A 15511-nucleotide genomic window follows, 5' to 3' on the forward strand; every position below is an offset into this window, starting at 1 on the left:
AAGCGCATCCTTTTTGCTGTGTAGCTCCACAAAATTTTGGAAGGTGGTTATTCAATGATAGCAGCTTCTAAAAGATTTACCGGGAAGACGGCAGTACTTTATTGTTTGATTGTTATATTATTTGTAGGTCAGTTAGGATTATATCCCTCGGTGAGTTTAGCCGCGGGGAATTTAGCCCAAGGGAAGACTATTACTTCAAGCTCCTTCGGTGATGTATACGTAGCAGCCAATGCTAATGACGGCAGCCAAGGAACGTATTGGGAGAGCGCAAGCGGTGTTTTTCCGCAATGGGTTAAAGTGGATTTAGGGGCAGCAAGCAGCGTGAATCAGGTTGTGCTAAAGCTGCCTACGAATTGGGAAACAAGAACTCAAACGTTAGCGGTGCAAGGGAGTACAGATGATGCAGCTTACAATAACTTAGTAGATTCCGCCAATTATACATTTAATCCAACGAGTGATTCCAATACAGTGACCATCAGCTTTACAGCTGCGAATGTCAGATATGTTAAACTGAATTTCACATCCAATACAGTCTGGCCAGCAGCACAGTTAGCGGAATTTGAGGTTCATGGTAATACAACTACAACTCCATCCTCAGGATATGAAGCGGAGAATGCCGCATTATCCGGTGGTGCCAAGGTTAACACGGATCATACAGGTTATACAGGTACAGGATTTATTGATGGTTACCTAAATCAAGGTGCTGCGACTACATTTAGCGTTAATGTGGCTTCTGCTGGTAACTATGATGCTACATTAAGATTTTCAAATGCATCAGGCAGTACAAAAACCATTAGTGTTTATGTGAATGGAACTAAAATTAAACAAACCTCACTTGCGAATCTGGCCAATTGGAATACTTGGTCAACAAAGATTGAGACGCTGGCTCTGAATGCTGGCGCTAACACGATTACTTATAAGTACGATGCAGGAGACACTGGAAATGTGAATCTAGATAATTTGAACGTCACTCCAGCTTCTGCGACAACACCTACGCCAACGCCGACGGCAACTCCGACACCAACGGCAACACCTACCCCAACTCCAACGGTAACACCGACAGTAACACCTACGCCAACACCGACAGTATCACCTACACCAACGCCAACGGTAACACCGACCCCGACACCAACAGTTACACCAACGCCTGGGGCGGGTTCCAATCTGGCTTTGAACAAAAGCATCAACGCTTCCTCTTCCGTCTTTACCTTTGTTCCTACAAATGCGAATGACGGTGATGTAACTACTTACTGGGAAGGAGCAGGAGGAAGTTATCCCAATACATTATCTGTAAACCTGAGTAGTAATGCCGATATTACATCCATTGTCCTCAAACTGAATCCATCATCGGCCTGGTCCACACGTACTCAGACTGTTCAAGTGCTTGGGCATACTCAGAATACAACAGCCTTTACTAGTCTTGTGCCAGCAACCGTGTATACTTTTAATCCGGCAACTGGCAATACGGTCACTATTCCGGTAACGGCCACGGCTAGTGAAGTACAGTTGAAGATTACCACCAATACTGGTTCAACCGCTGGACAAATCGCTGAATTCCAAGTGATGGGTGCACCAGCTGCTAATCCGGATTTGGCGATAACCGGTCTTACATGGTCACCTTCAGCTCCAGTAGAGACCAATGCCATTACTTTAAATGCAACGGTAAAAAACCTTGGAACGTTAGCTTCCATAGCGACTAATGTGAATTTCTACTTGGGCAGCACACTTGTAGGCACTAGCCCAGTGGGGGCATTAGCGGCTGGCGCATCTACGAACGTCACTTTAAATATGGGCGCAAAGGATGCTGCTACCTATACTTTAACTGCAAAGGTTGACGAGAATAATACGGTTATTGAATTGAACGAAGGCAATAACAGCTTCACTAGCCCAAATTCTCTTATTATAGCTCCCGTATCCAGTTCTGATCTAGTAGCTTCCCCTGTTAGCTGGACACCAAGCAATCCAGCAGGCGGCAATGTGGTCAGATTCTCGGTGGCAATCAAGAATCAAGGGACAGCAGCATCCGCAGGGGGTGCGCATAACATAACCTTGAAGGTTCTGGATGCTACTACGAATGCTGTACTCCAAACCTTAACTGGAACCTATAACGGCGTGATTGGCAGTGGAGTAACAGCGCCTCCTGTTAGTCTTGGCACTTGGACAGCAGCTAATGGCAAATATACTGTGAAGACGGAAATTGCCGTAGACACTAATGAGCTGCCAGTTAAACAGGCCAATAATATTCAAACACAGTCTCTTTTTGTAGGTCGTGGAGCCAATATGCCTTACGACATGTATGAGGCTGAGGAGGGTGTGATTGGTGGCGGGGCTGTGAAGCTTACTGCTAATCGGACCATTGGAGATCTTGCGGGTGAGGCTTCAGGCAGAAGAGCAGTCACACTGAATACTACAGGCAGTTATGTAGAATTCACTACTAAGGCTGACACTAATACACTGGTCACCCGCTTCTCCATTCCAGATTCGGCGAGTGGAGACGGTACGAATGCTACACTGAACATCTATGTGAACGGAGTTTATACCAAGGCGATTAATCTGACCTCTAAATATGCATGGCTGTACGGTTCAGAGATAAGTCCCGGCAATTCACCAAGCGCGGGTTCTCCGCGGCATATTTATGATGAAGCTAACATTATGTTCGACAGCACGATTCCGAAAGGTAGTACGATTCGACTGCAAAAGGATGTGGCAAATACCTCGCAGTATGCCATTGATTTCATCAGTCTGGAGCAGGTATCACCGATTACCAATCCAGATCCGGCCAAATATACGGTCCCAGCCGGCTTTACACATCAGGATGTGCAAAATGCGCTAGATAAAGTACGCATGGATACGACCGGAAATCTCGTAGGTGTGTATTTACCAGCCGGTAACTATCAGACCTCCAGTAAATTTCAGGTCTATGGAAAAGCAGTGAAGATCATTGGTGCGGGCCCATGGTATACGAGATTTTACGCTCCAACGAATCAGGAGAATACGGATATCGGTTTCCGGGCAAGCGATACCGCTAACGGCTCTACTTTTGCGAATTTTGCTTACTTTGGGAACTACACATCACGTATTGATGGCCCGGGTAAAGTATTTGATTTCTCCAATGTGGCAAATATTACGATCGATAACATCTGGACCGAACATCAGGTGTGTATGTATTGGGGAGCTAATACGGATTACATGGTGATCAAAAACTCCCGTATCCGCAACACCTTCGCTGACGGCATCAATATGACGAATGGCAGCACGAATAATCTCGTGTCCAATATTGAGGCACGGGCAACAGGGGATGATAGCTTTGCATTGTTTTCGGCTATTGATTCCGGTGGTGCAGATATGAAGGATAATATTTATGAGAATCTCACTTCAATCTTGACCTGGCGGGCAGCAGGTGTAGCCGTCTATGGCGGATATGCCAATACCTTCCGCAACATTTATATTGCTGACACGCTTTGCTATTCTGGAATTACGATCAGCTCACTTGACTTCGGGTATCCAATGAACGGCTTTGGCGCTTCACCGACAACGAATTTTGAGAATATTTCCATTGTTCGTGCAGGTGGACATTTCTGGGGGGCACAGACCTTCCCGGCAATCTGGGTATTCTCAGCCTCTAAGGTATTCCAAGGCATTCGTGTCAGTGATGTGGATATCATTGATCCAACCTATCATGGCATCATGTTCCAGACCAACTATGTCGGCTCCACGCCGCAATTCCCAGTGACAGATACCCTCTTCACGAATGTCACAATTTCCGGTGCGCAAAAGAGTGGAGATGCTTTTGACAGCAAATCCGGAGTGGGCATCTGGGTAAATGAAGCGGCTGAGGCTGGGCAAGGTCCTGCCAGAGGGTCAGCCACCTTTAACAATCTGAAGATTACCAACACGGTAACGAATATTAAAAATAATACGTCTACTTTTACGATTAACGTTAATCCTTAAAAATAAATGCTGCCAGTACTGAACAGCCGTCTCCCGCTTTCGTGGGGGGCGGTTGTTTTCAGGTTGCAGAAACTAAGGTTCTGAATCGACAGGAGGTGCTGCTCACGTTACAATAATGGAAGGTACAGAAATGAAGGAGGCTCTAAAATGACATCCTTAGTGGTTAACAATATAACAGAGCTGATTGGGAATACACCGGTTGTAAGATTAAATCGGCTGACTAGCCCCCAAGATGCAGAACTATACGTGAAGCTGGAGCTTTTTAATCCAAGTGGCAGTGTAAAAGACCGGGCAGCTTATAATCTAATCCTGCAAGCCGAGCTAGCAGGTTTGCTGGAGCCGGGCGGGACGATTATTGAGCCGACTAGTGGAAATACAGGGATAGGCTTAGCGATGAATGCCGCGGCAAAAGGGTATAAAGCGATTCTTGTCATGCCTGATAATATGACCAAGGAACGAATCAATATTCTAAAGGCTTATGGTGCGGATGTTGTGCTGACGCCCGCAGCAGAACGGATGCCGGGAGCTATTGCAAAAGCGATTGAGCTGGGAAAAGAAGTGGAGAACAGTTTTATTCCACAGCAATTCGAGAACAAAGCCAACCCGGATATTCACCGGACAACGACCGCTCTGGAAATCCTGGAGCAAATGGAAGGTAAGCTGGACGTGTTTGTTGCTTCATCAGGAACTGGGGGCACGATAACTGGAACCGGTGAGGTTTTGCGTGAGCATCTACCTGATATCCGGGTTCTAGTGGTTGAGCCGCAAGGCTCGCCCGTATTATCTGGAGGAAAGCCAGGACCACATAAGCTGGTAGGAACGAGTCCGGGCTTCGTACCCGCCATTTTGAATACAAAGGTCTACGATGACATCGTTCAGGTTGCGGATGAAGCTGCCTTGGAGACGGTAAGAACGCTGGCTGCAAAAGAAGGAATTCTGCTGGGTCCATCCGGTGGTGCCACTGTATGGGCGGCGTTGCAGGAAGCACGTCGTCTAGGGGCTGGCAAACGCGTGCTTTGCATTGCACCTGACACAGGGGAACGGTATCTTAGTATGGGAATATTTTAGTTTCGTCTGGAGGAATGGGAATGAATAAGCTCAGTGTGAGTTTCCTTATTGTTCTACTGCTGGCGGGCTGCTCAGGCTCTAACAATCCAAACCCTTCTCCAAGTGCAGAGCCGACACCAACGGCAAGCATGCAGCAGCCAGCAGCTTATCTGGAAGCTGAAAAGCTGAAGGCGAATTTTGGTTTTGCAGATGAGTCTGGCAAGAGCATCTTAGTCACCGGGCAGGAAAAAGGGCTGGATGCGCAAATGCAACAATTGAATGAGGCGATCGGCGATCATGGGCAAGTGCTAAAAGTGAAATTGAATAAATGGCAGGAGGGTACGGAGAACAGTAATGGCCGGGAGATGGCTCACAATTTTGTGAATCTGCCAGGGTATCTTTATACGGTTGAAGAGGGGAATGCGACCCCTGATGAGACCTATTACCTGACGGATCAGGCAGAGTTTAATGCGAATGCGTTAATCTCTGTTAAGCCTACGGAGGTTAAGCAAGCCTCGCTAAATGTTGCAGAAAGTGTGCGGCAGAATATTGTTTCTGCGAAAAATCGTGAAGTAGAGCACATTTGGAAACTTGCTGACCTGTCTGGTGATCGGCAGCTGTATCTCGTTCAATTCATTAGGCAGGATCAGGAGATGTTATTTAGTCTTGTGCTGGAAGATAAGGCCGGGCTTACCTTTATGGATTATCCGGCTGTCATTCAAGGCGATGAATTTTCCGTCTGGAGAGTGGATGATGGAGGGGAAGTGATACCTGAGATGTTCTCTATTCTTTTTGCGGCGGAAACTGCTGAAGGTCCATTACTCGGTATGGAGTGGTGGGGAGCGGAAGGCGTAAACACATTTTTCCTGAAAAAAGAGGGAGATGTTTTTAAAGAAATGGACATTCAATACGGACGCTACACATCACCACTATAACTGGGATGCAGATACATCGAAGGATGTATCTTTTTTTTGCTACAATATAAGAAAGTATAAATTTTCACTATATATTGCTTATAATATTATGAAGGATAGCATTATTTTTTTAAAATACTTAAATTTGTAACAATAAGAACTTTAAATAGCCCGATCGAGTCATGTAGCAGAATTGTGACGGTGATATTGTTAATCATAAGATGTACGGGAGGGGACAGCAACGTATAACCGAATCAAGTATATGATCCTGTTACTGCCAACGCTAATGGTAGGGATCTGGGAGGTCGTGCGCCATCAGTTTCTAATGCCTTATATCTCGATGGATCTGGGGAATTATTTGACACCTGTCCTCGTATTTTTGTTCACTCTTGTATTGCTCGTCCCTTTGTTTTCGCTGATGGAGCGGAATCAGCGGGAGCTGGAGCAGGAACGTGCGCTCAAAGAGGCAATGAAAGCCCGGGAAGGGCTAGCTAAGGAACTGCATGATGGAATGGCGCAATCTTTATTTCTTTTATCTGTCAAAATAGATCGTTTGGAAGCAAGCCGCAGGAATGGGGAAGTCAGCGAAGAAAATGTGGATCAGATCAAAAAGACCGTCCACGAGGTGAACCGTTATGTTCGACAGGCGATCGCCAATCTGAAGGTACCAGTGTCTGAGCAGCACTCTTTTTCATTGGAACAGTCGGTTAAAGATCAGCTTGCTCAAATGGCTAACGAGATTATGATTGAGGTTTCCTTGGATTGGAGTCTACAGGATGAAGCCCTCTCTCCTTCGGAAAAAGCAGAGCTGCTATCTTGTATCCGAGAGGCTATTATTAATGTGCGTAAGCATACAAGAGCGGCGAAGGTTTCTATAACAGGTGCAGGCACTGAGAAAAACTGGAGCGTGGCGATTGTCGACAATGGCGAAGGATTTCAGCATGATCCCTTTGAGGTGAACGGAAGTTACGGCCTTCAGATCATGAAGGAACGTGTCGAAGGAATGGGATGGAAGCTTCAGGTGAGCTCCGGCAATACGGGGACAAATGTGGAAATTACGAAAGGAGGGGGAAGTTTATGAGCCGGTACCGGGTTTTGGTTGTGGATGATCATGCGCATGCGCGTGAGGCGATGTGTGAGATTTTGTCCATGGATGATAGTTTTGAGGTCATTGGTGTAGTGGAGAGTGGTCCTGAGGCGATCGCGTTCACGGCCCAGTGGATGCCTGATCTTATTCTTATCGACATTCAGATGCCGGAGATGGACGGGCTGGAGACTACTCGCCGGATCAAGCAGGAATATCCCTATGTCAAAATCGTTATCGTTACAGTATCGGACGAAATTTCCCACCTCCTCGAAGCATTGAAGCAAGGCGCACAAGGGTACTTACTCAAGAATCTGGCACCTTCCACCTGGATTGAATATTTGCAAGCCATTGTGAATGAAGAAGCACCGCTAAGCCGGGAGCTGGCTTTTCAAATCTTGAAAGAATTTACCGTTCCTTCAGTAACGGACGAAGGAGAGTCATTGACGGCAAGGGAGAAGGAGATTTTAAGCTGTGTGTCTTCCGGATCGACGAATAAAGAGATTGCCATAAGCCTGTCGATTTCGGAGCATACCGTAAAAAACCATCTGAAAAACATCCTTCAGAAGCTTCAACTCCAAAATCGTACGCAGCTAACGCGTTATGCTCTGGAGCAGGGGCTTGCTTCACGTAAACGTGATTTTCCGCGGTAAATATGAGGATAGAGATGAAAGTGAAAAATGATAAAATTACTTAAAGAAAGAGGCACTCTAACTATGAACAGATTATCTCGCAAAATAATGACACTCTTCGCACCAGCCGCTGCAACACTTCTGTTGTTCGCAGCCGTGGCTAGCGCGCACGTAACCGTAGCACCAGCACAATCCAGTACCGGAGCATGGGAGACTTACACACTTAAAGTTCCTTCAGAAAAAGATGTGGCGACTGTACAAGTCGATCTACGAATCCCGGCGGGTGCCGAGTTCAAGCAATATGAGGCTACACCGGGCTGGGATGTTACCATTGAGGGGAACAAAGTTAGCTGGATAGCTAATGGAGAAGGAATTAAAGCAGGGCAATTCCAACGTTTCTATTTCACAGCAAAGAATCCTGATACTGCAGGCGACATTGCTTGGGATGCTTATCAGCATTATGCCGATGGCAGCTTGGTGCAGTGGTCTGGTGAGGCAGGAACAGAAAGTCCGCATTCTATTACTTCGATTGTGCAAGCCTCCGGTGGGGATGAACATTCTCATGGTTCCAGTGACAATGGCATGAGCATGGAAGAACATAATGCCATCATGGAAAGCGAGAACAACTCCACCAGTGTCAACCCAATGGTCTATATCGCATTAGGGATCTCTTTACTAGCCTTTTTAATAGCAACCATAAGTATATTGCGCGGGCGAAAAGAGTAAGCGGGAACTAGTTGTGATACAAGAATATAGTGTTCATGCAAGAAGCCTCCGTCGTTTATTGGCGGAGGCTTCTTGCATGAATTAATTGGTGATAAGGATACTTTTTACTTATCTACAGCCGTTTGCGTTTGTAAAAGGTTACGAAAGCAGCGGTTAGTATTAGGAGAAGGATGGCGACGCCAGTTGTGATGGCTTCACTCGTGCTGCCTTTTTGCTGCATAGTACCAGCACCACCAAAGTCGCCACCGCCCATACCACCAGGCATACCGCCACCAAAGCCACCGCCGCCCATGCCGCCACCACCAGGACCATTTCCGCCGCCTTCAGGGAAAGCGGGTCCGCCCATAGCACCAGGCTCACCACCCGCGCCGCCGTCAAATCCACCTTGAGCAGCTTGGCCATTAGTGTTGGCCTGTCCCTCTTGAGCAGCTTGGCCGTTAGTGTTGGCCTGTCCACCCTGAGCAGTTTGCCCTGTTTGTGTAGTCTGCCCACCCGCAGCTGCTTGTGAGTTACTGCCAGGCCCCTCGCCGCCATTAGGGATAGCCGGTCCGCCCATGGCACCAGGTTCACCACCTGCACCGCCTTGGGCAGTCTGTCCACCCGTAGCCGCTTGCCCTTCGGTATTTGGTGCAGCTGCATTTGCGCCAGCATTACCAGTAGCGCCAACCGCACCTGTGGCCTGCCCAGCAGCCGCAGCGCCTTGAGCTGCGCCATTTTTAGCGCCGCCACCAAAGCCACCGCCGCCCATGCCACCACCACTTCCTGATCCGTCACCGGAGGAAGGAATGGTACCGTCGAGTTGCTGCTGGATACTTGTGGCCATGTTCGACATGAAGGTCTCAACAGCCTTTATCCCATTTTCATACTGTTCGAAAGTGTAGAAGGCGGATGGATCCGCTTTGACATAGCTGGAAATCATCGTGTTCAGCTCATCCATCCGAGCCTGGAACGTATCGTCCGCTAGATAGCCAGTAATCATCTCACTAACAATCTCATGATATTTCGTTTTGTATTCATCATTAGCGAGCAGTTTCGCAATCAGTGGTCGTTCTGCCAACGCACCTTGGGTAGGCTCGTCAATTAACACATCTGCGCTTCCCATGCCGCCAAAAGCCATATTGTAATCCCACGGCAGAATCGAGAAGACCCCATCGTCTTCATATAAGTAATAATTCTGCTTATTTCCACCTAAATAACTGTCCATATTACCCGTGACCGCATTTAGAGCGATATACTTCAGCGATTCCTCTACGTCGATGTATTTTTCATAATCGGTGCCGTTGTTTAGCTCATTCAGCATGTCGACAAGAATATCATCGTTGGACTTATCGGATTTCATTTCTAGTCCAGTATAGAGGGATGGATCATCGCCCAGCCAAGTCAAATCACTGCCCTGACCGGTCATTACACCTTTATAAAGTGCACCATAAGTGTTGCCGAAATTGCGTTCCAGATAAGCATCACTGATCTGTTCTACTGCAAGATAGAAACCCTTCAGTTCATTGTTTACATACACATTGACGAAGGAATATTTCGGCGTCGGGAGACCGACACTTTCAGCGAGCTCATAAGTCAGAAATTCACGCATATAAGAAGCATCGCTGTAATTATTATTCAGGTTGATCTTAGTAATGCCGAATAAATTCTGGTTAACATACTCATCAAAAGAAATTTTGAAGCTGTAGCGGTCAGAGTCTGTCATCTGTACTACGCTTCTGAGACTGAGATTTCCTTTGGTCCGTACAGCTACATTATCGTATTTCATACCGTTGTACTCGACGGAAGCCATTTTATATTCTTCAGCACTGGCATTATCCAGCATATCCTGAAAATCGTCCGGGTCCAAGGTGATTTTGACATCCACGACCTTATCTTTTGGAAAGACCTGCTCGTCTAGCTTTTTCTCATCGCTCGAAATGACCTTGTCCTGAGCATCAGACGTTGGATTATTTATTGCAGACGGACTTGCATTCTGACACCCGGCTACGGCGATGACCAGCAGCAGGCAGCAAAAACTCAGCAGGATTGACTTACCTCTGGTTTTCATCTGGGGCACCGCCTTTCATCTCGTTGTAATTAAGATACATAGTCACCGCTATAGCTGATCAAGAGTGCATTTTTGACACCTTTTAGGTCAGAGACTGTGTTGACAAAGCCGCCTACTTTATCATCCAGACGAAGCTCCAGCGTCAATTCAATATTGTTTGCGGAGACTGTTTTTTGCTTCACATTGTAGCGTTTTACGGATTTGGTGATATGGCTGTGTACTTCACGTTCGCTTTCATCACTGTCGCAGTTAATGACCAGTAAGTATGGCGTTTCGATAGAAGAGTGTTTAATGAACAGGAACAAAATAAGGCCGATAATGATCGAACCGATAATAGCCAAGGTGAAAAATCCTGCTCCAGTTACAATCCCTGCTACAGCTGCCCAGAACAAGAAGATCAGATCAGTTGGATCTTTGATCGGTGTTCTGAAACGAACGATGGATAATGCGCCGACCATACCGAGGGACAGCACAAGGTTAGAGTTAATCGCGATAATGACAGTAGCTGTAATCATGGTCATGCCCATGAGTGAGACGTTAAAGCTTTTGGAATATAAAACGCCGCTAAAGACACGTTTGTAGAGCAGGTAAATGAAGTATCCGATCAGAAAAGCTACGCCCAAGGTAATCAGCATCTTGGAGATACTAATATCAGATACAAAATTGTCGATCACCGAGTTTTTAATAATGTCTGAAAAATTATTTGTAGTATCTGTAGTCGTTGTTGTAGCTGCTAGCGGTGCTAGTGATGCATTCATAATCAATAATCCTCCCAAGTGTTAGTTTTTAAGAATTTGCGGCAGATCACGTATTTCGAAGCGGACTGCCTATTCAGTCCCTCCAGCTGCAACGCGATTTTAATGTACTCCGGAATATACTCATCGAATTTCACTTCGAAAATTATGAAGTTCTCATCAATCGCCCGAATCGGATGCAAATCCTTATCGAAAATATCCGTAGAGTGCAGGCCCGTACGTAGTTCTTTATCGAACGTTATTCGCACATTTCCGTTGTGGCAAACATAAGGCTCGCGAACATAATCCACGATGACCTTGGGTCGCAGCAGGTTATGGCGCATCTGATCGTATAACTCCAAGAACAGCGGACTGTCCGGGACGTTCAGCACTTCGTAGTTGCCCGCCATAATCTCGTCGTACATTTGCCGGGTTAGTGGTTCTTTGATTTTGGCGATATAATCGTCCATTTTAATTTTTTTCTCAAAGTGAATGATGTTGTCTTGAATGTTGTAAATGCGAATCCGGTATTTGGCCCGCTCTCTGAGACCGCCGAGCTTGTCTGCAAGTGCCGTGTTGTTGATATCGTCAAAATACAAACTCCGAATGTGGTATTCTCCACTCTCATTAGCGTGTTGATCTTTATCAATCAAGCTTTGCAATCGCTGGCGCAATATAAGGTATTGATGATAGTTAATGAAAAATTTAAGTTCATGCCGGAATTGAAGCTTCTTATTCATTTTCACACCTCGTTTCTCTCTCTATCTCTGGCTAACCTTCCTGCTTGACTAATTCTAGGAGACAGACCTTATGCTTAACTTAAAATAGACTGAATGTTTGCTGAATGTTTTACACTGCGTTAACAAAAGTCTGTATAAAGATTCGTGTGCAAATTTGACTTCTGACTTTGCAGGGGGCTATCTTATTTAGAAGGCTAGAGAGAAATTTTCATAAGGAGGTACCGTGATGAGAGACTATAAATTTGCCATAATCATAGGAGTGCTTGTGATTGTGGTTATTTTAGTGGCTTATGGGTTGGAACGATCGAAAAGCGGAAGTAATGCAAATTCACCAGCACCGTATGATCTCGTGACTACCTTTAAGGGAGATGCGAGCACAAGCCGCGCGTTTACTTGGTATACAAGTGATTCGAGTGCAGCAGGCATTCTGGAGATTGTAAAGGGACAAGTGTCCTCTTTTGCAAATACGGATGTACAAAGGGTAGATGCGAAAAGTAGTTCCATCAAAACAGACAATGGCACCAAAGGTGTTCATAAAGTGGAAGCTACGGGTCTTGAACCCGGGACGTTATATACTTATAGAGTGGGTAGTGGCGTTGAAGGAGAATGGAGTCCGGCAGCGGAATTTACAACGGAAGAAGATGGACTGGCAAGTGTGTCTTTTATCAACGTAACGGATTCTCAAGGGGAAACGGCAGAGGATTTTAAGCTGTGGGGAAATACGCTGAACAAGGCTTTTCAGACATTTCCTGAAGCTGAATTTATTGTGCATAACGGCGATTTGACGGAGAATCCGGAGGATTCGGCAGGCTGGGATGATTTTTTTGGCAATGTGCAGGGCTGGATTTCGGGGATTCCGTTAATGCCGGTAACAGGCAATCATGATGAGGTGGATGAGGATGCAACGCATTATACTTCACACTTCAACCTGCCGGATAATGGGGCAAAGGGTTCAATTGCAGGCACCTCGTATTCCTTCGATTATGGACCAGTGCATGTAACGGTACTGAATACAGAGAGCAATCTAAAAAAGCAAACGGAGTGGCTAAAGGAAGATCTGAAGAACACAGACAAGAAGTGGAAAATCGTTGCGATGCACCGACCGGCTTACGGGGGGAACTCCTATAAGAAAGTTGAAAATTGGACGGATATTTTTGATACGTATGAGGTTGATTTAGTGCTGCAGGGTCATAATCATGAATACTCCAGATCCTACCCGTTACGTGGCGGAAAAATAGTTCCAGAAGGTGAGATTTCCAAAGATGCTAAACGAGGGACAGTCTATGTGGTGACCAACGCTTCTGGAGGGAAATTTAACGAGAAAAAAGAAGATCAGTTCTATCATGCGGTGCATTTTCAGAACTATAAGCAAATGTTTGCGGGCATTAACGTTACCGGGGATACATTAACCTATCAGGCCTATGATGTGGATGGAAAGCTGCTGGATGAGTTTGTGTTGACACATTGAGCTAAGAGAATTGGATAATATTATTTAAATACCTTCTCTGCTGTAAAGTCGGGGAGGTATTTTTTGATTTGCATTAAAACACTAAATTCAGCGCAACAACTGTGTATCTTAAGCCGTTTTTTCACATGTCTACCTTTTCCGTCATATAAGCTGTTAACTTTATAATGATAAAATAGATTTAGTTATATTTGGATTTCATTTGAAGTGAAGGGGAAGTAATATGTTTATCAGAAAAATGGTTTTTATCGGTATCATTTGTATGTTAGGTTTGACAGGTTGTGCAACGAACACTAAATCAGGTGCTGAAGGAGAGGGAGATAAGCGTGCAGAGGAGCTGCTCAGCATGTCTCGGAGTGAACTGGCTAAGCAGGAGAGCTATACTATAGAAATGGAGAAACAAGAAGAAACATCCAGCAAATCGGAAAAAAGTGAAGATAAACATTGGTTGAGCGCTGTTTCATTTCATGTCGACTATGTTAGAAATCCTTATACCGTATATCTAAAATCGGAGACTGCGGAAGGAAAGGAACGAGAAGAATACATATCGGATACTGAATATCATACAAAGGTAATGGATGATTTATTTATTAAGCAGGACGATTATATTCCAGCGAAAGAAAAACAAATCGCACAAAGATTTATTGACCCGTATGATTATATAGACATATACCGGATAGATTCTCAGGGGATCGTTGTTTCTGAGGAGGAACAAGAATACATACTTTCGATAGAGATATCGTCTCATGATGCGAGTAAGGAAACGATGAAATTGATGAAGCAGAATTTGACAGACAAGATTAAACTAAGATATACGCTGGATAAAACTACACTTTTGCCGCATAAAGTGGAGGCAGAAATATTCACTTCATTGAAATCAGAAAACTTAAATTCAGAGTCAGTGCTCACGTTGCAAACAACTATCAGCAATTTTAATGGTATAAAAGAGATTGTTATGCCTGTAGATACTAGTGAAGAATAGTTATATCAGAAGCCTCTGGGATTTATTCCGGAGGTTTTTTTTATCAGCAGAATTATTTTCAATCAAAATTTAGTGAAATTGTATCCAGAAGTGTGAAAATGGTACGATTTTTAGAGACAATCTTCTGCAAAATATAACCATTTTCTCTCGATAATGAAAAACCTTACCATTATAATGAAAGCGTTATCAGAAAATGGAGTCTAAGTTCTGAAGGTATGGATTAAGGGGGAGGGAGGAGCAGGGATATAGAGTAAGAAGAAGGCATAAACAAACCAATTATATCGTAGGAGGCGTAAAACGTGATTCGTAACCGTATCCGGAAAACAGGACTTTTGGTCCTGCTTGGCGCGATGGTAGGCTCTTTATTCTCTGCATTCCCAGCTACTACCCATGCAGCCTCAAGTGAACCTTACACCTGGAAAAGCGTTGTAACGGGAGCTGGCGGGGGCTTTGTACCCGGAATTATTTTTAATCAAACTGAACCGAATCTGATTTATGCCAGAACAGATATTGGCGGGGCCTATCGCTGGAATCAAGCTACATCTAGCTGGACATCAATTAGTGACTCGGTAGGCTGGGTGGATTGGAACAAGAATGGTGTTGATGCTCTGGCTACAGACCCAATTGATCCTAATAAAGTCTACATGGCAACGGGTACGTATACTAATCATTGGGATAATAATGGCCAGATTATGCGCTCTAATGACCGGGGGAACACCTGGCAAACTACTCCACTGCCTTTTAAAGTAGGTGGCAATATGCCTGGCCGTTCCGCTGGTGAACGTCTAGTCATCGACCCCAATAAGAACAACATTCTCTATTTTGGAGCTAGAAGTGGTAATGGTCTCTGGAAGAGTATTGATTCGGGTGTAACTTGGTCAAAGGTAACCTCTTTTCCAAACGTAGGAACGTATATTCAGAATCCGACACTTGATTATGGGAATGATCTTGTCGGATTGTCTTGGATCACGTTCGATAAGAGCACAGGTACACTTGGCAACGCTACTCAAACGATATATGTCGGTGTGGCCGATACGGCTAGCAGCGTATATCGGAGTACAGATGGTGGAGTAACCTGGACAGCTCTGGCTGGACAACCTACGGGGTTCTTGCCACATCACGGCGAGCTGTCATCCACAGGTGATCTCTATATTACTTATAGTAATGGTGTAGGTCCCTATGATGGCAG

At 45.3% G+C, this 15511-nt stretch carries 11 protein-coding genes; 8 read left to right on the forward strand and 3 right to left on the reverse strand.

Going from position 1 to position 15511, the window contains the following annotated elements:
* Nucleotides 1–54: 54 nt before the first annotated feature.
* The 6 genes from NYE58_RS14265 to NYE58_RS14290 all read left to right on the forward strand — a co-directional run bounded on the left by NYE58_RS14265 (nt 55) and on the right by NYE58_RS14290 (nt 8354).
* Entirely contained in the window at nt 55–3951 is a 3897-nt protein-coding gene (locus NYE58_RS14265; protein ID WP_341002158.1) for a discoidin domain-containing protein, read from the forward strand.
* A 147-nt stretch (nt 3952–4098) separates the two neighbouring features.
* Nucleotides 4099–5019, forward strand: coding sequence for a cysteine synthase A (cysK, locus tag NYE58_RS14270; protein WP_341002160.1), 921 nt, complete (start codon nt 4099–4101; stop codon nt 5017–5019).
* A 20-nt stretch (nt 5020–5039) separates the two neighbouring features.
* Nucleotides 5040–5933, forward strand: coding sequence for a hypothetical protein (locus NYE58_RS14275; protein WP_341002161.1), 894 nt, complete (start codon nt 5040–5042; stop codon nt 5931–5933).
* 241 nt (nt 5934–6174) lie between these two features.
* A complete protein-coding gene (locus NYE58_RS14280; RefSeq protein WP_076130653.1) occupies nt 6175–6993 on the forward strand; it encodes a sensor histidine kinase in 819 nt (272 codons plus the stop codon).
* Entirely contained in the window at nt 6990–7649 is a 660-nt protein-coding gene (locus NYE58_RS14285) for a response regulator (RefSeq protein WP_038570057.1), read from the forward strand. Before NYE58_RS14280 ends, NYE58_RS14285 begins: the two co-directional genes overlap by 4 nt.
* Nucleotides 7650–7712: 63 nt before the next feature.
* The gene (locus tag NYE58_RS14290; RefSeq protein ID WP_076130655.1) at nt 7713–8354 is read left to right on the forward strand and encodes a DUF1775 domain-containing protein; all 642 of its coding nucleotides are present in this window, start codon (nt 7713–7715) and stop codon (nt 8352–8354) included.
* Between the two features lie 112 nt (nt 8355–8466).
* On the opposite strand, the gene NYE58_RS14295 is transcribed toward NYE58_RS14290, so the two are convergent.
* From NYE58_RS14295 to NYE58_RS14305, 3 genes are read right to left on the reverse strand one after another with little or no spacing between them, the layout of a single operon-like run.
* Entirely contained in the window at nt 8467–10401 is a 1935-nt protein-coding gene (locus NYE58_RS14295) for a CotH kinase family protein (RefSeq protein WP_341002164.1), read from the reverse strand.
* Nucleotides 10402–10430: 29 nt separating this feature from the next.
* Nucleotides 10431–11159 carry a DUF4956 domain-containing protein gene (locus tag NYE58_RS14300; RefSeq protein WP_036683492.1) on the reverse strand — a complete coding sequence of 243 codons (729 nt, stop codon included), beginning with the start codon at nt 11157–11159 and terminating at the stop codon, nt 10431–10433.
* 2 nt (nt 11160–11161) lie between these two features.
* Entirely contained in the window at nt 11162–11875 is a 714-nt protein-coding gene (locus tag NYE58_RS14305) for a polyphosphate polymerase domain-containing protein (protein ID WP_076193893.1), read from the reverse strand.
* A gap of 226 nt (nt 11876–12101) precedes the next feature.
* Here NYE58_RS14305 and NYE58_RS14310 point away from each other — a divergent pair, with 226 nt between their 5' ends.
* Complete coding sequence (locus NYE58_RS14310) at nt 12102–13343, forward strand: purple acid phosphatase family protein (protein ID WP_341002165.1); 1242 nt, start codon at nt 12102–12104, stop codon at nt 13341–13343.
* A 220-nt stretch (nt 13344–13563) separates the two neighbouring features.
* On the forward strand, nt 13564–14322 hold the full coding sequence (locus NYE58_RS14315; RefSeq protein WP_076309246.1) for a DUF6612 family protein: 759 nt from the start codon (nt 13564–13566) through the stop codon (nt 14320–14322).
* The last annotated feature ends 1189 nt before the right edge of the window (nt 14323–15511 follow it).

It is taken from the genome of Paenibacillus sp. FSL L8-0708, assembly GCF_038009325.1.
Lineage (GTDB): Bacteria > Bacillota > Bacilli > Paenibacillales > Paenibacillaceae > Paenibacillus_AQ > Paenibacillus_AQ odorifer.

Excerpts from the sequence above, each read along its gene's own strand:
- NYE58_RS14310 (WP_341002165.1), top strand. The coding sequence starts at position 12,102 with ATGAGAGACTATAAATTTGCCATAATCATAGGAGTGCTTGTGATTGTG.
- NYE58_RS14315 (WP_076309246.1), top strand. The coding sequence starts at position 13,564 with ATGTTTATCAGAAAAATGGTTTTTATCGGTATCATTTGTATGTTAGGT.
- NYE58_RS14280 (WP_076130653.1), top strand. The coding sequence starts at position 6,175 with ATGATCCTGTTACTGCCAACGCTAATGGTAGGGATCTGGGAGGTCGTG.
- NYE58_RS14285 (WP_038570057.1), top strand. The coding sequence starts at position 6,990 with ATGAGCCGGTACCGGGTTTTGGTTGTGGATGATCATGCGCATGCGCGT.
- NYE58_RS14300 (WP_036683492.1), bottom strand. The coding sequence starts at position 11,159 with ATGAATGCATCACTAGCACCGCTAGCAGCTACAACAACGACTACAGAT.
- NYE58_RS14275 (WP_341002161.1), top strand. The coding sequence starts at position 5,040 with ATGAATAAGCTCAGTGTGAGTTTCCTTATTGTTCTACTGCTGGCGGGC.
- NYE58_RS14305 (WP_076193893.1), bottom strand. The coding sequence starts at position 11,875 with ATGAATAAGAAGCTTCAATTCCGGCATGAACTTAAATTTTTCATTAAC.
- NYE58_RS14295 (WP_341002164.1), bottom strand. The coding sequence starts at position 10,401 with ATGAAAACCAGAGGTAAGTCAATCCTGCTGAGTTTTTGCTGCCTGCTG.
- cysK (WP_341002160.1), top strand. The coding sequence starts at position 4,099 with ATGACATCCTTAGTGGTTAACAATATAACAGAGCTGATTGGGAATACA.
- NYE58_RS14290 (WP_076130655.1), top strand. The coding sequence starts at position 7,713 with ATGAACAGATTATCTCGCAAAATAATGACACTCTTCGCACCAGCCGCT.
- NYE58_RS14265 (WP_341002158.1), top strand. The coding sequence starts at position 55 with ATGATAGCAGCTTCTAAAAGATTTACCGGGAAGACGGCAGTACTTTAT.